Here is a 23,192-nt window from a genome sequence, read left to right on the forward strand (position 1 = left end):
TCAGGGCGGCGTCAAGATCGCGGCGCCGCTGGTCAAGACGGCGTATCGAGACGGTTCCGGCACCATTGCGCGGCGTAGTCCTGAGAGTGACCCCCGCAGTCGAGGAGGAAAGCGGGGAACCACAGGAGACACGCCGTGACGCTGCTCGAGATGTTCCCGTCCTTACGTTCGGGGATGGCATCCCCGCGATTGGACACCACCGTGTGGCCGTGCCGGACGCACTACGACGAACTGGGCCGCATCACCGTCGACGGGGTCGCCCTCGACGATGTCGCCGACCGCTACGGCACACCGACCTATGTGATCGGTGAGAGCGAGATCCGCACCCGCTGCCGGTCGTACCGCAAACACTTCCCCGATGCCGAAATCGTCTACGCCGCAAAGGCTCTGCTGACTCGGACGATCGCGGCGCTGGTGGCCGAGGAGGGTCTCGGCATCGATGTGTGCTCGGCCGGCGAACTGGCGATCGCCCTGTCGGCCGGGGTGGACCCGCGGCGGATCATCCTGCACGGCAGCGGGAAACCGTTCGCCGAACTGGAATACGCGGTCGGCGTCGGCGTGGGACGGATCGTGATCGACTCGCTCACCGAGGTGAGTCTGCTGGGCACGGTGGTCACAAGGCCGCAGCAGGTTCTGCTGCGCCTGACACCCGATATCGACGTGCACGGACATCCGGCCGTCCGCACGGGGGTCAGCGATCAGAAATTCGGCTTCGGCCTGCACGACGAGACCACCGAGGAGGCGATCCGGACGATCATCGACCATCCCCTGCTCGACCTGCGCGGTTTCCACTGCCACCTCGGCTCGCAGATCCACAACCCCGACCATTACGGGGAAGCGGTGCGACGGCTCGTCGCGCGGATGGCCGAGGTCCGGCACGACTACGGCGTCGTGCTGACCCAGCTCGATCTGGGCGGCGGGCATGCGGTGGCCTATCGCACCGGCGACGCGGAACTGAATCTCTCGGAGCTGGCCGACATCATCGACGACGCCCTGGACGCGGCGTGCGCGCGAAATCGCTTCCCCCGCCCGGTGATCGCGATGGAACCGGGCCGCGGCATCGTCGCTCGCGCCGGCGTGACGATCTATCGCGTCACCGCGATCAAGCATGTGCCGGGCGGACGAACGTTCGTGATCGTGGACGGCGGAATGAACGACAATCCACGGGTCGCCCTCTACGGGGCGCGCTACGACGCGGTGGTGGCGGGCCGGCATCCCACCGGACCGACCGTCACCGCCACCGTGGCCGGACGCTACTGCGAAGCCGGTGACGTCCTCGCCGCCGATATCCGGTTACCCGCGGATCTGCGCGTCGGTGAGTTGCTGGCGATTCCGTGCACCGGCGCCTACCACCACAGCCTGGCCTCGGCCTACAACGGCGTCGGGCGGCCGCCGATCGTCGCGCTCCGTCACGGCCGGATGCGAGAGCTGGTGCGCCGCGAGACCGTGGCGGATCTGCTGCTGCGCGATCTCGGTTGAGTGGCACCTCCGCGCGCGGGCCGGTGACGCCTGCCCGGCGTCCGGGGGCGCTCAGCGTTTGCGGGTGCCGAAAAGGCCGCGGCTGATCTCGCGGCCCGCGGCCGAGGCCGCCGAACGCAGGAAACTCTTCACCGCCGGATTGCTCATGATCCGTTCCGCCGCCGAGACGTCCGGCTCCGGTGCACGCCTGCCGGAGCCCTGCGGCACCGCCTGCGGTTCCGGTTCGGCCGCAACCACTTTCGCGGCCAGCATCTCGTAGGCCGATTCCCGGTCCACGGTCCGACCGTACTTCTCGAACAGCGGGCTCGACTGTGCGCGCGAGCGGATACCGTCCTCGCCGATGGTGTTCATCAGCGACCGCGGCGGGCGCAGCCGGGTCCAGGCCACCGGCGTCGGCGCGCCCTGTTCGGACAACACCGTCACGATCGCCTCACCGATCCCCAGAGTGGTGAGGGCGTTCTCGAGGTCGTAGGCCGCGGTCTTCGGATAGGTGCGCACCGTCTTCGACAACGCCTTCTGGTCGTCGGGGGTGAACGCGCGCAGCGCGTGCTGGATCCGCGCACCCAGTTGCGACAGCACCGCGTTGGGCACGTCGGTGGGCAACTGCGTGCAGAAGAACACGCCGACCCCCTTGGAGCGGATCAGTTTCACCGTCTGCTCGACCTGCTCCAGGAACGCCTTGGACGCGTCGGCGAACAGCAGATGCGCCTCGTCGAAGATGAACACCAGCTTCGGCTTGTCGACATCGCCGACCTCGGGCAGGGTCTGGAACAGATCGGCCAGCACCCACATCAGGAAGGTGGAGAACAGCACCGGCCGCGCCGCCTGCGATCCGAGTTCGAACAGCGTGATCACGCCCTGGCCGCCGGCGGTCCGCAACAGATCGGCGGGGTCGAGTTCGGGCTCACCGAAGAAGGTGTCGCCGCCGTCGGCCTCCAGATTCACCAGCGCACGCAGGATCACCCCGGCCGTCGCGGCCGACACCCCGCCGATCCCCTTCAGATCCTCCTTGCCCTCCGGACTGGTCAGGTGCTGGATCACCGAGCGCAGATCCTTCAGATCCAGCAGCGCCAGCCCCCGGGTGTCGGCCCAGTGGAAGATCAGGCCGAGAGTGGATTCCTGAGTGTCGTTGAGCCCCAGCACTTTACTGAGCAGCACCGGGCCGAACGAGGTGATGGTCGCGCGTATCGGGACGCCGATTCCCTCGGTGCCGAGGGAGACGAATTCGGTCGGGAATCCGTGCGGCGCCCAGTCGGTATCGCCGGTCTGGGCGGCACGGGCGGCGAGCTTGTCGTTCGATTCGCCCTGCTGCGCCAGCCCCGACAGATCACCCTTCACATCGGCGAGCACCACCGGCACACCCGCCGCGGACAGCTGTTCGGCGATGCCCTGCAGGGTCTTGGTCTTCCCGGTTCCGGTGGCGCCGGCGACGAGCCCGTGGCGGTTCAACGTTCGCATCGGAATCCGGACCCGCGCGGCCGGATCGACCTCCCCGCCGACGACTACCGCGCCCAGTTCCAGCGCGGCACCCTCGAAGGCGTAACCCGCCGCGATCTGCTGGGCGGCCGAATCCGTCTCGGCGGCAGCCATTTTCGGCTCCGTCACTTGCTCCGCGGCGGCTTCGGCCTCGGCCGCCTCCGCCGCGGCCGCCGCCTCGGCCGCGACCCGGGCCGCTTCCTCGGCCGCCTTGCGCGCCGCCGCCGCCTTCGCCGCCTTGTCCTCGGAACTGGTCATCGCCGATCCTCCGTCGCCCTGCCCACCGCTGCCGACACCACTGGAATCACGCATATACCTGGGCAAACTGTAGCGGGAGGTTTGCCGGAAAGCGGCCGCAACGGGCCGGACGGCACGCATCCGGTGCGGTCGGTCCGATTCGCACCGTCCGCGCACTAAGGTTGCCGGAGTGTCCGACAAACTGATGGTGTGGATGGATTGCGAGATGACCGGCCTGCGCCTGGACAGCGACAAGCTGATCGAGGTGGCCGCGCTCGTAACCGATAGCGATCTCAATATCCTCGGCGACGGCGTCGATATCGTCATCCACGCCGACGACGACGCGTTGGCGGCGATGCCGCCGGTGGTGCAGGAGATGCACGCCAAATCCGGCCTGACCGACGAGGTGCGACGGTCCACGGTCACCATGGAGGAGGCGCAACAGCGGGTTCTCGACTACGTGCGCAAGTGGGTTCCCACTCCCGGCACCGTGCCGCTCGCCGGCAACTCCATCGCCACCGACCGCGGCTTCATCGCCCGGGACATGCCCGAACTCGACGCCCACCTGCACTACCGGATGATCGACGTGAGCTCGATCAAGGAGCTGTGCCGGCGCTGGTATCCGCGCATCTACTTCGGTCAGCCGGAGAAGGGCCTGGCCCACCGCGCCCTCGCCGATATCGAGGAATCCATCCGGGAGCTCCGGTATTACCGCCGGACCGCGTTCGTGCCCGCCCCCGGCCCCTCGAGCGCCGAGATCGCCGAGATCGCCGCGCAGGTCAGCGCCGGTTCGACCGGCACCCAGCCACCCGCCGCACCCGCCGATTAGGTTTCCCGGCGGTCTTCGCGCTACCATCTAGCGCGCCGGTTGTTACCGGCAATGGTGACCGTAGTTCAGTTGGTAGAGCACCAGGTTGTGATCCTGGCTGTCGCGGGTTCGAGTCCCGTCGGTCACCCTGCAAGGGCCGGGCCTCCGCAGGGAGGTCCGGCCCTTTTCGTCAGCGTCGTCCCCGTCCCTACCTTCGCGGTGCGCGGGCGACGCGTCCCTGATCTGCCAGCACCCCGTGCAGCACCCGAGCCGGGGGGACGGCCTCTCCGTTCAGCACGACATCGGTGAACGCCTCACTCAGCGCCGCGGCCGGATCGAACCTGTCGCCCTGGAAACTGCGACCGCTCAGCTGTGCGCGCCACCGCCGGAAGCCCGCGACCACGCGCCCGAGCGAGCCCCGGTCAGCCGTGTCCGGACGCGAGAGATAGGTGGCCACCAAAGCTCGATGGGCCACGCTACGGGCAGCGAAGCCGCCTGCCACATCCAAAGCACCACCCAGTTCCCGCACAATCGACGAGTACACCGGTCGTTGCCCGGATCCCGGCGCGAGCATGCCCAGCCGTTCGGCGGCGGCCACGGTCCGCTCCAGCCCGCCGGGATCGACCGCGGCCCGAGCCGCGAGCACGATCCGCACGGTATACGGGGCGGGACCGTCCGCGTCCCATTCCAACCGCGTCAATTCGCCCTCGGGCAGTTCATCGAGCCCGATTGCCCGCAGATCGATGGCGGGATAGATCGGCAGGACGTCGTGCACGGCGACCGTGAGTTCCCGCAGCACATCATCGGAAACACCGGGAGTTTCGAATCCGAAAGCCTGGACGCCGTGCCGTTCGGCCAGCTCGCGCGCCAACCGGGCCGCCAACGACTCGGCAGGTTTCCCCACCTTCGACGAAGCGGGTTCCCGTTCCGGCCGTTTCGTTCCCCGCGGACCCGAAGCGCGCGGCGGGGAACCCGATTCCGGGGCTGATACCCGCGGGGCAGCCCGGGCCGAGCTCGGCGTCGACCAGGGAGTGCGCGACGATGCCGACGTGCGCGCCGCATCGCCAGCGGCTCTCCCACCCGCCTCCGCCGTCGACGCAATACGGACACCGGCATCGACGTCGCGTCGTGGCGCCGCCTGCCAGGGCGTCGACGCCGCGGCCGCGGTTTTCCGGACGTCGCTGGGGTTCGCGGAATTCCGGGCCGAGGATGCCGCGGCCGGCGGCGTCCCCGTCGGATTGCCCCCGGTACGCGGATCCTCGCTCGACGGTTTCCGGGTGCCCGATGCGGCACGGGAAGGTGGTTGTGCGCCGGAGGACACCGGCGTTTGCTGCGCGCCGGATCCGCCCCCGCCACCGGGTGGGGAGACCCGGGGCGTGGCCGGCGGCTTCCCTGTCTCGACGGCGGACGGCCCGGGCGCAAGCGCCGAGGAAGGCAACGGTTGCGCCGGCGGAGTGACACTCGGCGTCGCCTCCCGCCGCGACGGCTCGATTCCGGGCATCCGGTCGCCGACCTGCTGCCCCAGTGCCCGGTCCTGGTCCTCCAAGTTGGTCACCAACTGACGCAGGTCGGGTCCGGCCTGCTGGAGCACCTTCACGAGGTCGCTCAGATCCAACATCGACCGTTGTTGTTCTGGCAAATAAGAATTCGCGAACGACTTCCCGGCATCGTCGTCCCCCCACGGCGCGCCCTCGGCCGCCAGCGCGTGGCGTAACCGCTCCACGGCGGCATGGACATCGGATCCGATTCGATCGAATTCCGGCGCCAACGCGTGGAGCTGGTCGAGGTCGGCCCAGAACTGATCGCCCATCGATAGTTCCTCCCGCGTCTATTTCACCGCTCCACAACGATCATCCCCATCATTGGGAATAGCGGCTGGTAGACGATCGGCAACTCCTTGACCTACCTAGATGATTGGACGAATCGAAGGGTCGCTGCGGATGCCTGATGCGAGCCACATGTTGACCGAGGTTCCCGCGTTCCTGCGTGACCTCGTTCTCGGGCACTGGCCGGCCACCTTGGTCGACCCGATGCGCCGCTGCGGTGACGCCCATTTCGACCTGTGCAAGGCGCTGACCGTTGCCGCTGACGACTATTGCGCGATGGCCACGGAAGCCGAGGCGTCGATCGAGGGCGCGATTCGATCCGGTTTGGCCGAGCGGCACCGCGCGGTGGCCGCGGTGCTGCGCAACCAGGCTGCGCTTCACCACAGCCTGGGGATGCAATTTCACAGTACGGCCGACTCGACGTTGTCGACACAGCATCTCCTGATCGTGGCCGGAATCGTGCTCGGCGCCCAGGTCACCTACGACATGCTGCTGTTCTTCCAGGGCGGCGGATTCAAGGCGCTCGCCGACCGGATGGCCGCCGAGGCCGAGATGCGCCTGATTGCGCAGCGCTTCGCGACAGAAGTCGGTCGCGAGGTGGTCGCCGGCGCCGCCCGCCGCGCCGCCCTGCACGGCGCTGTCCATGCCGCGAAGGTCGGTGCCCTCTTCGGCGGCGTTACCAGTGCCGGGGCCCAGGCGTGGGATCTGATGGACGGCAACCGCAAGAGCTTCGATGTGGGGGCATTCCTCGAACAGTCCGCGGGTGGTGCCCTCGGCGGCGTGGTCGGCGCCGAAATCGGCCGGCGCGTGGCACCGCGGCTGATGGGCAACCTCGTCGGTGGGGGAACCCGAAACATCGCCTCGCTCGTCGGCCGCACCATGGTCGTCGGAGGCGTCGGCGGGCTCGGCGGCGGCATCGCCGGCGCAGTGCCCTCTCTGGTGTTGCATCACGAGAACATCCACAGCCTCGGTGACCTCTTCAAAGCCGTTCGCGACTCCGCGATCACCGGTTTCGGCGGTGGCTTCATAGGCGCTGCGTCCGGCGCGCTACGACCGCCGCGACCGGCGAGGCACGAGCCGGTTGCCGGCCGCGGACCGACCGACTTCGGTCCGCGCGTCGAGGCACTCCTGCACTCGGGCAGTCCGGTACGGATCGAACACGTTTCTCTGCGCGGCCGACCGGGGGAGGCGCCGATCACGGCAGAAAAACTCACCTTCGGCGACGGTACTCGGGCATTCCGCGCCGTGGTCGATACCCCGGCGGCCGCACGTCTCACCCGGCTGCACACCACCGGCAGCGGTGAACCTGCCCGGACCCTGCACGTGGTCGGGCGTCATCTGTTCGCCGAGGCGCCCCGAGCCCCTGGGGATTCCGTCGCTCCGGCCCGAAGTCTCGCGAATCGGGAGACCGCACGACAGCAGGCGCATCCGACGGAAGGTCCCGGCCGGGAACCGCCGCGACGAGGCGCTGCCGTTTCGGCGCGTGGCGACCGCCCGCCGGCTCCGATCGACCACAGTGTCCACCCCGGCCGTACGCCCGGCGGCGATCGCGCCACCCCTGAACCGAGAGTGCCGATCGCGGTACGGTACGACGGGCAACCGGTATCGGAGATTCCGGGTCTCGCGCATTCTCGATTCGGCGACGAATCGCGTCACCCGCTCGCCGACCCGTCGCCCGCGCCGCACGCGATGTCGGATCACCAAGTCGGCGACAGCCCCGTGGCCGTGGTCAAGGCCCAGCACGAGGGCGGGATGGGCGAGGACGGACCGCTTCCGGGGAGGGAGCCCACTCCATTCGACGAGTCGGTCGATCAGTTCGTCATTCAGCAGATGATCGGTGGGGGCGACGATATCCCGCCGCCACCACCGCCGGAAGGTTGGAACTTCGAAGAGGGCGACCCGCCGAACGACAACGACCGCGCGCTCGCGGATCACGCCTTCTCCCGGCTCCCGGGTGCCGACGACGGGATCCCCGGGGGTCCCGAGGCGGGGGCACTGCTGCTGCCGATGGATCCATCGGCGTATCGAGACGGCGAGGTCAGCGCCGAGGAGTTCGCCGCGCACGGACGCGCGCAGGCACTCAACAACCTGGCATGGTGGCGGAGTCTGAGCGACGAGTCGATTCCGGATGGTCTGCGTGCCCGCGTTGCGCAGGAACGGTTCGAAGGCTCCGGCTTCGGTCTGAGCAGACTGCAGCGAGCAGTTCTGCGTACCCACCCGGAACTTCTGACGCGGGCGCTGGGAATTCCGGACGATGTGGCAGGTCAGGCATCGCTGCGAGTCCTCAACGCGCGCATGCGAACTCTGATCGCCAAGGCCGAGAGCGGTGTGGGCTTCACCCGCGACGAACTGATGGAATACGCCCGCACACCACAGCTGATCGATGCCATCACGATGGACCCGTCGATGGCGGTGAATATGCGCGACTTCGACCCGGCTACCGGCGAAGCGGCATTCGTCTTCGGCAATGCGGCGACTGCCACCAAACGCGTCTACGTGGTGACACCGATCCACCCCAACCTGTTCACGTCGGACTATCACGCGAACTGGATGACGGCGAAACGGCTCTACGACCGGATGCAGCAGATGCGGCCGGATGCGGATGTGGCCGTCATCGCCTGGGTGCGTGGGCCGGAGAGTGACAATGCCGCGGGCGATGCCCTCCGAGGGCCGCTACTGCGCCGCGACATCGCGGTCGGCAATGCTGTTCACCAGCAGCACAGCGTGGTCGATCCCGATCTGGTCGCCGCAGGAATCGAACTGGATGTGGCCGGCGGCCACGACGTCATCACCTTCGACCATGCCTCCGCGGCCGCGTACGCGGCCGTGGGCGAAGAGGGGCTGCACACCATCTACACGGTCGATCCGAAGGAGGGGCCACCACCGGAGAATCTTCCCAACGACGTGTCGCGCTACACCAGCAACACCAGGAAGAACGAGCCGATCACCGGACTGAACAGCGACAACGGACCGCGGTTGGCAGCTGTCGACGGCACGAGGCACCCTGCCCGCGCGGGATTCGGTGAGCCCAATCCGATGTTGAACGTCATGGCGAAAATCGGTCTGGGCCACGACGTCTCGCGCTACATACCGGAACTGTCCGACCGATTCGGAGCGTTGAAGCCGGACGGAGACCATCATCCGGCGGGCAATCGCACCCTCGCCGAACTCGGCGCCGACGATGTCTTCCCGATTCCCGACGGGCCGCTCGACTGGCAAACGCTCGAGGGCAGTGTCCGCGGCCGCCTGGTGCCGGTCGTCGACGCGGAAGCGGGTCGGCTGAATCCGCTGGACCGGCTCACCGCGGACCTGCGAAACGGTATCGCCCGCGACGACCGCGGCGATGTCGTGCCGGGCGTGGTCGCCGACAGCTATACCGTCGTACTGGACAACGGATACGGCACCTACCGGGTCGAGATGAGCAGGATCGGTGACGAGATCGTCGTCTTCGACCCACTCGTGAGCGGGCCCCTGGAATTGAGCCGGTGGCGCGAACTCCAACTGCATTCCGAGGTCGACAAGGCGTGGGTGATCGCGCATCAGGTGGACGGCGACGGTGTGCTGCGCCCCATCGACGACAATCTGCACGATCGATCGGCCGATCACGACGAGATGCCCAGCCGTCCCATCGGCGAGTACGGGGTCGACGCTCCGCTTGCCGAGCGAGTGCCGGGGAGGCTGACGTTGGCGCGCCATGACGGTCTGGCGTCCTACCTACGAGATGTGACCACCGGCGGGGAAATCGTGCTGGGCCGAAGCGCAGCCGGCGCGACCTTGTTCGAGCACTACGGCAGTGTGTCGCGTAACCACGCCCGGGTCGGGGTGTTCCGGGACGGCCGGGTATGGATCGCCGACAATGGTTCCAGCAGAGGAACTTTCGTCAACGGCGAGCGCCTGACACCCGGCGAGATGCGGGTCATCGGCCCCAACGATATTGTCCAGCTCGGTCATGACTTCCGCACGACGATCAGCTTCCATCCGGAACGTCCGCTGGTGGAACAGCAGGTAGCTGCCGAACCGGACGGTCCGGTCCATCCCGGCGCCGCTCGGCCGCCGGAACCGACGCCGGCGGCCGATCCGCCGCAGCATTTCCTCCGGCTCGGCGACGAGGCTTCGCCCATCCCCTTGTCTCCCGGGGATGTGATCCCACTGGGCCGGGAGGGCGACCCGCGGCTGCCTCCCGGACTGCGCGAGAACGACTATGCCTCCCGCCACCATGCGGAGATCAAAATGGGCGAAGACGGCCGGCTCCTGGTTACCGACACCGATTCCACCAACGGCACCTACATCAATGGGCAACGGATTCCGCCGCGGGAGGAGGTGCCGCTGGAGCCCGGCGATACGCTCCGGATCGGCCGCTTCGAGACGACCGTGCGGGTGGAGAATCCGGAAGCCGAACTGATGGCGATGCCACCGGTCGCCTTCGTTCGTTCCGCGAACAACGACGGCCCCCCACTCCGGCTGGCGCCCGGCGACGAAGTCGTGCTCGGACGCCAAGAAGGACCGCTGCTACCCAGGCTGGCAGTACACAACAGCATCTCGCGGCGACACGCGACCATCGGAATGGACGACGAGGGCCGGTTGTGGATCCGCGACGAAGGGTCCACGTTCGGCACGTTCGTCGACGGTGAACCCATCCCCCCGGGTCAACAGGTTCCGATCGGGGATCGCTCGGTGATCCGCCTGAGTCACGGGTACGAACTCACCGCGCACTCCTCCGAAGTAGTGCACGAACTCCGGCAGCCGGTACACGATGCCGTCGCCGCATGGCCCGAGGTGTTCGCGAAGCCACGGCGACTCGACGAATTGTTGCGCAAAATGCCACTGACGATGTCGTTCGACCACGTGGTGAAGTTGCGCGAATTGTCGTTTCTGCGTAACGGAGTCCTGGCGCCGGACCCAGCACGCGAGAGCCTGGACAACTTCGTGCTGGACCTGTGGCGAAACAGGGAATCGATCGACAGCTGGCAGAACATCGAGGCTCGGGCCCATAGCAGCGATGTCCGCAACGTCTCATACCACCCGCAAGCATTCCTCCGTGAATTGGCAAGCACGGTCGGTGTTTCCGACGACCACATGATCTCTCTCGAAACACCGACCGGGCAGCGTCTACCCGCGCCCGAGCGGCTCGACCAGCTCGCTCCGGACGAGGTGGGCTACCTCCACTTCTCCCGGCCCGGTGCCGTGGACGGAGCGGGTACGGAGATTGCGGTGAATGTCGGCGTCGACGCGGCACCGTCGGTGCTACGCGATCTCGTCCGCAACGTCCTCGGCAACCCGGACTTCCCCGGGATCACCGATATCGCCGTCAAGGGCCCGCTCGTAGACCGGGCCGACGGCATCGTGATCACGATCAACGATGCCGGTACTGTCCAGCGGCTGGTGCAGTGGCTGAACGAATACCGTCAGGACGGTAGGCATTACCTGTTCCGCCCGGATATCCCGGCGATGATGCACCAAGCCGGGTACGGCATCGGTGTCATGGACCGCACCCCGGCAAACAACTTGGGTGAGGTGCAGGCGCGGCAGCTTTTCGCGGCTATGCGTTCGACAATCGACGGCGGCGGCGGGCTCGGCACTTTTCGTGAGAAGGTGCACGAATTGTTCCTCCGCAACGGCATCGACCCGATGCATCCGTATCGTGCAGCCCCCCGTCGCTGACCGACCGAATCAGGACAGGTCCCGTCCCGCGCCGGCGTCCGCGTCCGCCGACTTCTGATCATCTCGTGATGCGCCGGTTGCCGTCGCGGCGGCCGCGAGCGCCTCCAGCTCGGGTGAGGTGTTGGGCGGGGCTGTCCACGGGGTGCGGTACGCAGCAGTGACAACCTTGATGGAAGAGGCGGGCCGTTGCGTCTCGGTATCCGTCACGGGTGCGGTCCAGGGTGTAGAGAACGTTGTCTGCGCCGCGCCTGCCTGGCTCGACGCTCGCGTTGTGGCCTCGGTGCGCTGCGGCGGAATCTCCAGTGGCCCCAAGACCTTGCCGTCTTCGCGTGGGGCTTCGCCCGCAAAGAATCTCGGAAGCACGGCACCCGCGTTGTAGACAGCATCCAACACCGGTGCGTTCCATACACCGCCCGACAAGACCGCCCGGCCACCGGGCAACAGAGTCAAGGTCGAACCGCTGTGTCCCGCGCTTTCGAATACGCCCACCGACGGACACACTCGCGGCCCCCACTCCGATCCGGCCGCCACGAAAGCCGCCGACAACACCGCCCACCGGGCCCACAACACCGCTAGATCCGGCAACTCGCCGTTCACCGGCACCGCACGCACGCCCTCACTCCGGTCCCTCCGCATCCCCTCGGCGGCCTGCCGCGGTGGCCTCGACTGTGACCCGCCACGCCCGACGTACGCCGCGAGCCACACCGGAAGCCGGTTCCGCGGAAAAGTCTCGAGGTCGGCCAGGTAAGCCTCCGGCGCGAACAATTGCTCGCCGGGGAACGGCTCCTCACCGCGATCACCGAACACCTCGACACCACTCGCGTCCACCCGCACCAGCAATCGCCACCACGGTCCGCGATCCGACCGAGCCGACTCCTGTCCACACCCTTGCGGGCTTTCGTGCGCCTTCGCGGGCGAACGCGAAGACAAACCCGCGAATCGCGCTCACCACCTCGGTGGCTCTCTCGCCGAGACGGTGGCGCGCCACGATCACTCGGTCATCGACGCCGAATCGGAGTGCGCGTCACGGTTGCCTTCGGTACCCGCGGTTACCGGCCGACCCGATCGAGCGCACACCGGTCGGACGGCTCATTCGATCAGTGTGGTGGGGCGGCAGGTGCGATCGTCTTCCGGAAAGTCCCCGTCCCGGAAGTAGTCGTTGGTCGTGTCGAGAACGCAGGTGCTCAAGCCCGGACGCAGCACCATGTGGATCCTGGTGTCGGCCAAGGTAATCAAGCGCGACCCCGACATCTGTCGATGCAGTGCCACCGAGTGCTCGTGAGGCGTCCGGTTGTCGCCGGTGGCGGACAGGATCAGTGCGGGCACATCGTTGTCGACCACGGTGGGCGGCTCCACCGGCGGTGGCCAGAAGGCGCAGGGCTGGACGTTGTTGGCCAGTGCCGCGAAGATCGGCTGGCTCGGGCGAGCCGCCTCGATCGCATTCCAGTACCAGGCGGGATCGGCGGGCATCGGTGCGTCCGCACACCAGATCTGCACCATGACCGAATCTTCGTCGTGCTCGTAGTACTCGATCTGCTGGTGCAGCTGCGGAGGCACCTCGGGCGCGCGGCCGTCCGCCGCGTCGGCGAGAGCCCGTACCGATGCCGCCAGCGCCTCGTTCAATCGCGCGTCCCGCAACATCGTCCACAGCAGATTCGGCAGGACGTGATCGTCGAAGCCGAACCGCTCGACCACGATCGGCGACCGCGCTGCCCGGTCGATGAGGGCCTCGACTCGCCGGCGTACCTCGGGCGCGGAATCGCCGAGGTGGTACTGCCGATCGCGAGTCGCCGCCCAGCCGGCCCAGTCGTCGAAGGCCGCTTCCACCGCCGGGCCCCAGTCCTGTTGCAAGCCGAGCCAGTAGCGCTGCGGATCGATGGCACTGTCGAGCACCATGCGGTCGGATCGGCCGGGGAACAACTGCGAGTAGACCGCGCCCAGATACGTGCCATAGGACACGCCGTAATAGCTGATGCGGTCCTCGCCCAGTGCCGCACGGATCACGTCCATGTCGCGGGCGGTGTTGCGCGTGCTGAGCTGCCGCATCCAGTTCAGGTCACCGCCCACCAGACAGTCGGCGGCGAGCCGTGCCTGCAGGGCCGTTTCGGTGACGAAGCCCGGTAATCCGATACCTGCCGAGCGGATCGGGGTGGCGACCGGCCAGCCGCATCGCTGGTGCCGCCCGGAGTGGGCGACGCCACGCGGATCGAATCCGATCAGGTCGTAGCGGCTCAGCACATCCGGTTCGAGAACATCACCGACGAGTTCGAAGGCATCGAGCCCCGGCGTCCCCGGTCCGCCCGAATTGGTCAGCAGCACACCGCGACGGTGTGCCGTATCGCTCGCCGGGATCCGCGAGACCGCGATGCTGATGATCGGCCCGTCCGGGCTGCCGTAATCGAGTGGCACCGCGACATCCGCGCAGACCGCACCCTCCGCTACGAGGGCCGCATCATCGCATACACCCCAGTCGAGACGTTGCCGATGAAAGCGCGCCAGCGGGTCTGCGGGTTCGGCGACCGCGATACCGGAAGCGGAGGCCACCGTCACCGCGAGTACGGCAACGATCACCGACGCGACAGCCCCGCCGACCTCTCGCAGCCGACCACGAGAACGACGACACCCAGGAGACGTGACCGCGTACCGCTCTCCACCACCCATGAGGACCTGACCCTTCAGCAAGCCGAGACCGAATCACACGGGAGCCACCGCCAACCACGCAGCGGAGCGGCGATCGCTCCGGAAGATCCACGAACACAGGCGATTTCGGGGAGCCGGAGTGTTGTGCGCCTCGGCCCCGGATTTCGCGGGAGTGGATTGGCGGAAGCAAGTGTAGCGTCCGATCACCGCGTGGAGCCCGAACGACGAGCGGGCCTTCCGAATATCCGGAAGGCCCGCTCGTCTCGCCGTCGTCAGCGGTTGGTGTCGGCGTTGCCCGCCTTCCATTCCGCCCACGGGATATTCCAGTCGCCGAGTCCGTCGACGCCGGACAGGGTGTCACCGACGGTGTTCTTGACGATCGCGATATCGCCGCGTTTGGCGTTCTCGTACACCCAGCGGGCATCGGCCGGGCTCAGGTTGAGGCAGCCGTGGCTGGTGTTCGAATAGCCCTGCTGACCGACCGACCACGGCGCCGAATGCATGAAGATGCCGCTGTAGGACATGCGCGTCGCCCAGTCGACCGGGGTCCGATAGCCGTTGGGGCCGGTGGCGGCGACACCGTAGGTGGACGAATCCATGATCATGTGGTCGAACTGGTCGCCGATGATGTAGATGCCGTTCTGGGTGGGCGTGGAATCCTTGCCCATCGAGGTCGGCATGGTTCGTATCACCTGGCCGTTGCGTTCGACGGTGACCATCTTGGTGTTGTCGTCGGCGGTGAAGACCATCGGATCGCCGATGGTGAAGCTGGAATGGATATCGGAGTCACCGACCAGCCCGCCACCCAGATCGCGGCCGTAGGTGTTCACGTCAACCGTGACACTGGTTCCCGGAGCCCAGAAATGCTCGGGGCGCCAACGCACTTCGCGATTGTTCACCCAATAGAACGCGCCTTCCACCGCCGGCGTCGTGGTGATCTTGATCGCATCCTGCGCGGCGCGGCGATCCGGGATGTTCTCGTCGAACTGGATCGCGACCGGCTGACCGATTCCGACCACCGCGTTCTCACCGGGCAGCAACCACGGATGCGTCTTGTTGCGCGGCGCGAGAGTGGTGAAACTGATTGTCGTCGAGGTGGTGCCGCCGATTCCGACCGCGTCGGCCTGCAGGCGATACGTGCGGTCGAAGCCGAGTTGTTCGGTTAGTTGCCACGAGGTCCCGTCCGGGGCGATCTGCCCCGCCACCGGATTGCCCTCGGGTGTGAGCAACGTGACAGCGGTCAACTTCCCGTTGTCCACCTTCACCGGAATCGGATCGCCCGGCGACACCCCGACCGCCCCGTCGGCGACCGGCGTCAGCACCTTCGGTGTGACCAGGTCGACGGCCGAAGCCGCCTCGATCGCCGGTCCGCTGTTCGCGGCTCCGGAATCACTGCATCCGGTCACCGCGAGCGCGAGCATCGACATCACGCCCAACCACGCCGCCGGCGCTCTCATTCGCCGCGAGCCTCGACGTCCGCCCATGTGCAACCCCGTTTCATGCCTCGTACGCAACCGGGAAAACCGGCCACGCTGCTCAACCCACCACGCATGCGGGGATCGGTCGAGACCACGCCCACCTATTCTGCCAGGTGGAAGGGTCGCAACCGGTTGAACACGACGCGCCGGCCCCGCACACTCTCGTCCGATTCATCCCTTCCGGCCCGCCAACCGTTACCGCATTCACCCAAGATCACGATGCCTTCTCGAATAGCCTTTGAACAGGCGATTTCACTTTCCGCGCACCCAACTGTTATGGTTTCTCCCGCACCGGAACGGAGCCCACAGCCCGATCCGGAGGTCCAAGCGCCATTAGCTCAATTGGCAGAGCAGCTGACTCTTAATCAGCGGGTTCGGGGTTCGAGTCCCTGATGGCGCACTTACATCCCAGGTCACACCAGGTTGACCGGACTGCAAGGCCTCAATTTTGGGTCGGCCACCAAAAATACACCAAGAGATGCCGACCGAGGGTTGTCGGCGCATGGTTCTGTCTCGCACCTTCTGCAGCGCTGCCCACACGCGGCTGTCATCTCCGGATGCATCGCGCATACAGTCCGCCGTCGTGGGGATATCCCGTGATCGCGGGTCGTAGCGCCTGATCCGAAGCAGGCCCGCATCCACCATTGCCACCGTGGCACCTAGGGCCGCTAGCCTGGCGCACTGGTGACGACGGTGACTCCCCGGGATGTCCGGAGACTTCATCATCTGTCAGAGAGGATGGAGTCGTGTCGTCGAGGAAGAAGTACCCGGTCGAGTTGCGTGAGCGGGCCGTGCGGATGTTCGCCGAGATCCGTGATCAGCACGAGTCGGAGTGGGCCGCGATGAAAGCGGTCGCCGATCTGCTCGGGGTGGGGACGCCGGAGACGGTCCGTAAGTGGATTCGGCAGGGCCAGGTCGACATTGGTGCCCGCGCTAGTGGGTGCGCCCGTTAGTTCGTCGGGGTTTGCCAGGCGGTGGGGTCGTTGAGGTAGAGGCCGCAGGCGCAGTCGAGGGTTTCGGCGGGGGTGCCAGAGGGGCGGCCGTTGGGCAGGATGGAGTTCTCACAGCCTTCTCGGCTGGCGAGGTAGATGACGAATCCCCAGGTCGTGGCATATCCGGTGTAGCGCAGCCGCATCAGCGGCAGCCGGGTGCCGTCAGCGAGTTCTCCGGTGACGTAGGCGAACGCGCCGTGGTATCGGACGTGGACCGCGGCCAGTTGCGGCCAGCGTTGCGCGGCGTGTGCAGCCAGTCGTTGCCGCAGTGAGGTCTTGGTCGATTCCGGCGGTGTGGCCATGAACCTCACCCTGCCACGGACAGGCCGGTGCGGGTTTGGTGCCAGGCAAAGGCTCCGCCTCCGTCAGAATGGGCGTTAGAACAGGGTCGGACGCGACCTTGCGACTGTTCTGCGCCGCAGCGCTCTGCCCCGGATTGCGGATCGCCTGCGGAGTCAGACCCAAAGCTTGCAGCTGGGCCGAATTTCCCACTTCGCTCGATGCCTTCGGTGACGCCGACTCCGATGCTGAAGCTTTGCCGCTGGACGTCGGCGACTGGTTCTGCTGCTTGCGCTGGCGATCCGCTGCAGCAAGGGAGGTCCACAGCGGATCGTTGAGATAAGGGTTGGTTGAGCTTTCGGATGGTGGCGAGCCCATGGAACACCTCACTGGCCAATGCTCGAAATGAATTTGAAGATTAAGAGATCAGGATTGGTGCGCGCGAGGCCGCCACGGACTGGCATTGGCAAGCCAGCCACAGGGGCGAACGCATACCAAATGCGCCCATGACCCAAAAGGATGATTAATAGATTTCCGAGACCGACCATAGGCCGGTCGGCGTCGCACATTGAGTGTTCGAAGAAGAACATCTAGGTTCGAAATGCGAAGTGCCCCTGTCTCCTTCAGGAGACAGGGGCACATTTCGCGGTGGACCTCAGGTGATGTGCACGAAAGTGCCCGCGCCCGAGGAGATGGTCGCCGCGTACGCCGACCACTGACTGTTGTCGATCATCTCGACGGTGATCAGATCGCCGTTGGCCACGGCGACCGATGTGGTCGCGGTCGACGGACTGGAACTACTGGTCGTGCCGGTCACGATCACGGTGCCGTTCTTCTTCAGACGTACCTGGATCGAATTTCCGAACATGCCCGCAGTCCATGCGACCGTACCGGTCACCGTTGCCGCAGCCTTTCCTCCCAGGGACACAAGCGCATCCGAACTTGTGGCGGATCCGGGATAGGTGGACGTATCAGCCACCCACCCCTTAACTTGGGTCCACGTATTCGACGTCGGCTGCGTGGGATTCTTCGTCATCCCGACGGGCGCGAAACCCGGCGTCACCACAGCGGACAGACCCCCGGTGCCCGACCATACGACCGGTCCACCGGTGGCTGCAGCGGCCGTTCCGGCAGTCCCGAACAACGCGAGACCACCGGTAACAACCGACAAGGCGCCCACACCGGACCCGGCTCCGGAAGTATTCGGGCCCACAAGGGCACCGCTACCACTGAACGCGGCTTTTTCCACCACCGTGTCGGTCACCGTCAGCACTGCTGAACCGCCGAAAGCGGCCGGCATGCTGACGGTCGCGACGGCGGTTCCCGTACTGCCGAACACTGCGGGACCGCCCAAGAGCGTGGACAGGGCGCCTGTACTTCCAGCCGCCCCAATTGCGCCGGTCGGGGCGCTCAACGCACCCGCGCCGCCACTCGCATATGTGAGCGGCACTGCAGCCGCCGCTGTTGATGCCGGTTGCCCGACTCCGCCGAAATGTGCTGCAAGCACGGCACTTCCGCGGATAGCGACCATGGCGGTAGCTCCGCCGGTACCTGTTTGGTTCTCGATCAGCCCCACCGATTGGGTATACGGCGCGCCGGTGGAACCGGCCCCCGAGAACAATGCGACATAGCTGAGCGCGGCTGTCGCCGCGCCGGACGCATAGAACGACGGCCATTCCTGAGAATTCGGCAGAATCGACAGACCAAGTCCACCGATGCCGCCGTACGCAGCGTTACTGGCGACCAAGCCGCCCGCACCGCCGAAGGGAGCGGACACGACGATCGCGCTTCCTCTCCCTGCCGCAATGCCGACCGACGTGCTCCCCGATGCGGTGAATGTCGGCCCCACAGTGCTAATGGAAGTGGTTGCCGCAGCAAACATTCCGACACCGGTGCCGCCCGCGGGTGAACTCGCGGTTGGCGTGACCGCGACGGCGAGCATGCCCAGACCTGCTACCGCTGCGAGCGCATACGGGCGGATAACCGGGACTTTGGTGCCGTCGATGACGATCAGCGGGGCCGTCGGCATCGGCACCGCACCGATCGGTGGCGCCGGCGCCGCGGGGGCTGCGGTCGGTGGCGCCGGCAGTGTCGCCGCGATCACCTGTACTGGTGTTGTCACAGCGCCTCCGATTCAGTTGTGGTTGAGGGTTTCGGCTTAGGTCATGGTGAAGGTCGGGGTCACCAGCAGGGTTCCCTGGGAACCCAGCGTGGTCGAGGCGATCGCGACCTTGTCGATGAAGGTGCCGCCGGAGGCCGCGGTCCACAGCCCGGCGTAGGTGTAGGTGCCGGCGGGCAGGTTGATGGTGACCTGGCTACCGGATACCTGGCCGTTGCTCGCGGCGCCCCAGGTCGTCGCTACCCGGGCGTAGGCGGGCGAGCCGCCGGTGGCTTCGTTGGCGCCACTGGTGCCGGGGTCGCCGGTGTGGATGGAAACGTAGGTGTTCGCGCCGCCGATGCCGGCGTAGGCGTTGCACAGCGTGTTCTTGGTAGCGGTAACGGCGATAGCCATGACGGCTCCTCATTTCTTCTGGGTGGGTTGACGAGTCCGGGCCCTGTGGCCCGAACCGATTGGAGGGAAAGTGAATGTCGCGGATCTCAGGTACGCACGACCGCGCCCTCGTACCACGCATAGGTGGTCGCGGGGGTGGTCGGATAGGTCACCAGCATCGTGTAGCGCGAATTGGCCGGGATGGCGTCGCTGATCGCGCTCGGTACAGCCCACGTGGCCGCGGTCGGCGTCACCGTCGCGGGCCAGGCGTCCAATGCTGCGCCTCCGGGTGCGGTCAGCACAATGGAAACCGTTGTACCGTTGGGGAATACAGCGCCGCCCGACGGCTGAATGGTTTGAACGAAGCTGGCGCCGGTCGTGAGTTTCAGCGGTTCGATCGTTGGTTGGTATCCGAGAAATCCGGGATCGGTCGGTGTGGTCATATGACTCCTTGATGGTGGTGTTGGACCTCGTTCATCAGCTCCGGAGACAGGTGCAGTTCCGGGATGTGCCCGGATTGCGCGGCTTCGATCACGCCTCGTAGCACGGCCAGCGCCTCACGGAAAAGCCCTGTGACGCGGTCCAATTCGCGGATCGATGCCTCTTGGGCCGCCTCTACCGCGTCCAAGCGGTGCGTGACCGCTCGCAGTTCGGTCGAAACCCGCGTCAGGGTGGCCAGGGCGATGTCGTTGACATCTTTGGCGGCGGCGACTTCGTTGCGCAGATTCTCGACCGGGTCACGTTTGCGGGCGCGCAGCCAGGAGAAGAACGCCGCAGCGCCGCTGCCGCCGAGAAAGGTGGCGGTACTCAGCACCGTTGTCTCGACCAACGGCATCAAGCGCCCCCGGACTCGCCGGCCTGCTCGGTCTCCGGTTGTCCGATCGCGGCTACCAACTCCGCTCCAGCGTGGGCTGCTGTGGCGATGACCGGACGGTTTCTGACGTACCAGACGTTGAAGCTACGGGCCATCTCCATGGCGGTGACCAGCCCTGCGCCGGACTGAGCCACGGTCGCCGGTGCGTAGCGAAACAACACGACGGCCACGGCCACGAGGTTGATCAGACCGCCGATGACAGAGACGACTGCCTTGGCGTTCGTGGCTAAGGCATCCCCCGCTGTCACGGTGCGGTCTTCGGCGTAGTACCGGCACGCAGGTCGGCGACCGCGTCGACCAGGGTGAGGTTCTGGCCGTCGGCGGTGGCGCCCAGCTGGGGCCATCCGTGTCCGGTCGGTCCGAGCAGCTGCGCCCAGATGTCTTGAACCTTTTGATACAGGTCTGCCTGTTGGGCATCGGTGAGGGCCATGAGAGCTCCCGTCGTGGTCGATGTGGATGTCAAAAGTCGCCGCAGGTCCTCGACGGTGCCGCGAAACGCGTTGGCATCGACGGCGTGCCCGGCTACCTGTGCGGCATCGGTGAACTGAAGAATGTCGACAGCTCTGCCGCAGAAGCCGTTCCAGTACGGTGAGCTATCCCCCGGATAGAGGGCGGCGGCGAATCCGGTACCACCGACATAGCTCGATTGGATAAGTCCGGGCACCTGGGCGAGGTCGGGCGATCCGATCTGCTGGGCGTACCAGCGCGGAATGTAGCTCAAACTCACCGTCACGCCGCGCGCGTTGATCGCCCGGCACAGCGCCCAGAACACCGACATCTCGCCAGAATTCGCTTCGAAGTCCAGCATCGCGGGTGCTCCGCCCAGATGTTCAGTGAACAGTGCTGCCTGCCGGTCGATGTCGCAGTCCGCGCGTACGTAGTGGTAACCAGCCACGAGTAGTCCTGCGGCGTGTGCTGCCTGCCGGTATGCCGGCCAGGTGTGGTCGACGAAGTAGTCGCCCTCGGATACTTTGGCGAAGACGAAGTCGAAACCTTCGGCCTTCACCTGGGCCAGGTCTATATCGGGACCGTTGTTATTGGATATGTCGATTCCGAAGATCGTCACTTTCTCACTCCCATAGAAGGCGTCGTGACGGCAGGGATCTCAGGAGAATGAGCACAAGGTGCCGTCGAAGAAGGTGGCCACGCCGCCGGCGTCGCCGCGCACGCCGGCGCTCTGTCCGGATTGGAATCCGGGGGCGCAGACGGTTCCGGCACCGAGAAAGACCACAAAGGTCGCACTCGTGTCGTACTGGTTGCTGCCCATCGCTTCACCGGCGAAGCGCATCGCAGTCCATGTCCCGCCCGCCGCCGGCGCCGTATACAGCACGGTCCAGTAGGGATTGGATCCAGCGGCTGTGTCCCACTGGAAGCCGACGCTGATCACGTACCAACCTGATTTCGTCACCTGAATCTGACCGGTACCGAGATCGATGAGATTGATGTTGTTGGTCTGGCGGACAGTATCGAAAACAGGCGCAGTCAAAACGTTGGCCCCGGCACTCTGCGCGACGCTGGAGGTGTTCTGCCGGTACAGCGACCAACCGGTTCCCACGATCGGAGGCGAGGCGGTGTCGGCCGCGGCGAACGAATCGAAATCGAAGCCGTAATAGCTGGACGTTCCCCAGGCAGAGCTCTGCTGCAGATACGTACTGATGAAGCCGACCCAACGGTTGGTGCTGCCAACCGGTGAGACCGCCGACGCGTCGTGATAGTTGAGAGCGCCGACACCGTTGATCTGCACGGTGTAGCTGTTTCCCACAGCGGTCAGGGTGATCGTATCGCCGGTGGAAATCGAGAATTGACTGCCCCCGACCCACTGGGTGAAGGTGGTGGTGCCGCCGCTTCTGACGCCGTAGCCGAGCGCAACGCTGGTCGTAGATACCGCCGCCCACACGAACGACGACAGGTCGGCGGCTGCGCGGATCACAGGCCCGCTGCCGAGGTCGTTGGAGCCGGCCTGGTTCACTGCTCCCAAGACCACCGACACTGATTCCGAATCGGTCAGCAGTGGTGTCTTCCACAGTGCCCCGACGCTTCCATTGCCGGTATTACCCGACTTGGTGATTCCCGCCTGGCCGTTGACGACGCTCACGTCGGCGACCGGGCCGGATCTGAACGTCGCCCAGGACGCGGTGTTCCAGCTGGAGAAATTGTCGGTCACCGAGGCTCCGCCGACTTGGGTCTGCTGCTGCTGGGTTTGCAGCGCGGCGATGGCCGAGGCGTTGGCGGTCGAGGTGTCTTGCGCGGCTGTGGCCGTCGACTGAGCGCCCGACGCTCCCACGGCCGCAGCGGTGGCGGCCGACATCGCCTGTGTGGTCGCGTTGTTGATATTCGTGGTGGCGGCGCCGACGCCCTGGAACGACTGCATGACACCGGAGATGATCGACTGCTGTGCCGACTGCCACGTCAGTTTCTGCAGGCTGGGAAGACCCGCGCCAGTGCCGGCCGGGCCCGCATATGCTCCCGCCGGGACCCGCTTGTCCGGCGAGGTCATCGCGCTGCCTGTTCATCGGCCGGCGGCTGCTCGATGGTTGTGGCTGTTGCCAGATTGGGCGGTAGATCACGCGCGTCGACCAAGTGCGCGAGCTCTCCTGACTCACGCAGTTGCTGCACTACGTGTGCGCGCTCGTCGGCGGTGAGCTGGGCCATATCGGGTGCAGAAACTTCAGCCGGTGCTGGGGTTCCGGCCGGAACCCATCGCCCGGACCCGTTGAGCCAGTGGGTAACTCCGCGTGCGGGATGGTGATATTCCTTGGTCTGCGCCTGCGGGTCGTGTCGAAACCCTAGGTCCCACAGGTGCTTCGACCATTGCCGAAGCACATCGGGGTGGACCATCAGCGGCGCATTCCGCGGGCCCGGCAATCCGACCAGCGCCCAGGTGAACGCCTCGTGTGGATTGTTCGGATCGCAGTCGTCATAGGTAGGGATGGACATGAATAGTCGTCTCC

Annotated in this window: 17 protein-coding genes, 2 tRNA genes and 1 pseudogene; 6 read left to right on the top strand and 14 right to left on the bottom strand. The window is 66.5% G+C overall.

What is annotated here, in order from left to right:
* Nucleotides 1–135 precede the first annotated feature (135 nt).
* Entirely contained in the window at nt 136–1,479 is a 1,344-nt protein-coding gene (gene lysA / locus NE2_RS26480; RefSeq protein ID WP_063030428.1) for a diaminopimelate decarboxylase, read from the top strand.
* A 51-nt stretch (nt 1,480–1,530) separates the two neighbouring features.
* On the opposite strand, the gene NE2_RS26485 is transcribed toward lysA, so the two are convergent.
* Nucleotides 1,531–3,213: a helicase HerA-like domain-containing protein gene (locus NE2_RS26485; RefSeq protein WP_084494351.1), complete on the bottom strand. Its 1,683-nt coding sequence runs from the start codon at nt 3,211–3,213 to the stop codon at nt 1,531–1,533.
* A gap of 169 nt (nt 3,214–3,382) precedes the next feature.
* Here NE2_RS26485 and orn point away from each other — a divergent pair, with 169 nt between their 5' ends.
* Nucleotides 3,383–4,021, top strand: a complete 639-nt coding sequence (gene orn / locus NE2_RS26490; RefSeq protein WP_063030432.1) for an oligoribonuclease — start codon at nt 3,383–3,385, stop codon at nt 4,019–4,021.
* 54 nt (nt 4,022–4,075) lie between these two features.
* Nucleotides 4,076–4,148: transfer RNA gene (locus NE2_RS26495), tRNA-His, on the top strand.
* A gap of 60 nt (nt 4,149–4,208) precedes the next feature.
* Here the strand turns inward: NE2_RS26495 and NE2_RS35950 are convergent.
* Entirely contained in the window at nt 4,209–5,810 is a 1,602-nt protein-coding gene (locus tag NE2_RS35950; RefSeq protein WP_146165361.1) for a WXG100 family type VII secretion target, read from the bottom strand.
* Nucleotides 5,811–5,940: 130 nt separating this feature from the next.
* Between NE2_RS35950 and NE2_RS26510 the strand changes: the two genes are divergently transcribed.
* Nucleotides 5,941–11,487 carry an FHA domain-containing protein gene (locus NE2_RS26510; RefSeq protein WP_167356784.1) on the top strand — a complete coding sequence of 1,849 codons (5,547 nt, stop codon included), beginning with the start codon at nt 5,941–5,943 and terminating at the stop codon, nt 11,485–11,487.
* 9 nt (nt 11,488–11,496) lie between these two features.
* Here NE2_RS26510 and NE2_RS26515 read toward each other — a convergent pair whose 3' ends face one another.
* The 3 genes from NE2_RS26515 to NE2_RS26525 form a co-directional block, all read right to left on the bottom strand.
* Nucleotides 11,497–12,099 (bottom strand): hypothetical protein, encoded by a 603-nt coding sequence (locus NE2_RS26515; protein ID WP_146165362.1) that lies wholly within the window; start codon nt 12,097–12,099, stop codon nt 11,497–11,499.
* A 477-nt stretch (nt 12,100–12,576) separates the two neighbouring features.
* A complete protein-coding gene (locus NE2_RS26520; RefSeq protein ID WP_218018668.1) occupies nt 12,577–14,037 on the bottom strand; it encodes an alpha/beta fold hydrolase in 1,461 nt (486 codons plus the stop codon).
* A gap of 362 nt (nt 14,038–14,399) precedes the next feature.
* Complete coding sequence (locus NE2_RS26525) at nt 14,400–15,584, bottom strand: L,D-transpeptidase (protein ID WP_084494346.1); 1,185 nt, start codon at nt 15,582–15,584, stop codon at nt 14,400–14,402.
* A gap of 348 nt (nt 15,585–15,932) precedes the next feature.
* Between NE2_RS26525 and NE2_RS26530 the strand changes: the two genes are divergently transcribed.
* Nucleotides 15,933–16,005, top strand: a tRNA-Lys gene (locus tag NE2_RS26530).
* 397 nt (nt 16,006–16,402) lie between these two features.
* A pseudogene (locus NE2_RS26535) lies at nt 16,403–16,537 on the top strand (MerR family transcriptional regulator); the annotation flags it as partial.
* Nucleotides 16,538–16,554: 17 nt separating this feature from the next.
* Here NE2_RS26535 and NE2_RS26540 read toward each other — a convergent pair.
* The 9 genes from NE2_RS26540 to NE2_RS35220 all read right to left on the bottom strand — a co-directional run bounded on the left by NE2_RS26540 (nt 16,555) and on the right by NE2_RS35220 (nt 23,178).
* Nucleotides 16,555–16,899 carry a hypothetical protein gene (locus NE2_RS26540; protein WP_063030448.1) on the bottom strand — a complete coding sequence of 115 codons (345 nt, stop codon included), beginning with the start codon at nt 16,897–16,899 and terminating at the stop codon, nt 16,555–16,557.
* A gap of 632 nt (nt 16,900–17,531) precedes the next feature.
* The gene (locus NE2_RS35955; protein WP_146165363.1) at nt 17,532–18,980 is read right to left on the bottom strand and encodes a hypothetical protein; all 1,449 of its coding nucleotides are present in this window, start codon (nt 18,978–18,980) and stop codon (nt 17,532–17,534) included.
* A 54-nt stretch (nt 18,981–19,034) separates the two neighbouring features.
* On the bottom strand, nt 19,035–19,388 hold the full coding sequence (locus tag NE2_RS26555) for a phage tail fiber protein (protein ID WP_063030454.1): 354 nt from the start codon (nt 19,386–19,388) through the stop codon (nt 19,035–19,037).
* An 86-nt stretch (nt 19,389–19,474) separates the two neighbouring features.
* Nucleotides 19,475–19,810, bottom strand: a complete 336-nt coding sequence (locus NE2_RS26560; RefSeq protein WP_063030456.1) for an LtfC-like domain-containing protein — start codon at nt 19,808–19,810, stop codon at nt 19,475–19,477.
* Nucleotides 19,807–20,202: a hypothetical protein gene (locus NE2_RS26565; protein ID WP_063030458.1), complete on the bottom strand. Its 396-nt coding sequence runs from the start codon at nt 20,200–20,202 to the stop codon at nt 19,807–19,809. The genes NE2_RS26560 and NE2_RS26565 overlap by 4 nt, the downstream gene beginning before the upstream one ends.
* A complete protein-coding gene (locus NE2_RS26570) occupies nt 20,202–20,489 on the bottom strand; it encodes a hypothetical protein (protein ID WP_063030460.1) in 288 nt (95 codons plus the stop codon). The genes NE2_RS26565 and NE2_RS26570 overlap by 1 nt, the downstream gene beginning before the upstream one ends.
* A complete protein-coding gene (locus NE2_RS26575) occupies nt 20,486–21,307 on the bottom strand; it encodes a glycoside hydrolase family 25 protein (RefSeq protein ID WP_063030462.1) in 822 nt (273 codons plus the stop codon). Before NE2_RS26575 ends, NE2_RS26570 begins: the two co-directional genes overlap by 4 nt.
* A 39-nt stretch (nt 21,308–21,346) precedes the next feature.
* On the bottom strand, nt 21,347–22,738 hold the full coding sequence (locus NE2_RS26580; RefSeq protein ID WP_063030464.1) for a hypothetical protein: 1,392 nt from the start codon (nt 22,736–22,738) through the stop codon (nt 21,347–21,349).
* A complete protein-coding gene (locus NE2_RS35220) occupies nt 22,735–23,178 on the bottom strand; it encodes a phage gene 29 protein family protein (protein WP_084494347.1) in 444 nt (147 codons plus the stop codon). The genes NE2_RS26580 and NE2_RS35220 overlap by 4 nt, the downstream gene beginning before the upstream one ends.
* Between the last annotated feature and the right edge of the window lie 14 nt (nt 23,179–23,192).

Origin of the sequence: Nocardia elegans NBRC 108235 (genome assembly GCF_001612845.1) — a bacterium.
In the GTDB taxonomy this organism is placed as follows: Bacteria; Actinomycetota; Actinomycetes; order Mycobacteriales; family Mycobacteriaceae; genus Nocardia; species Nocardia nova.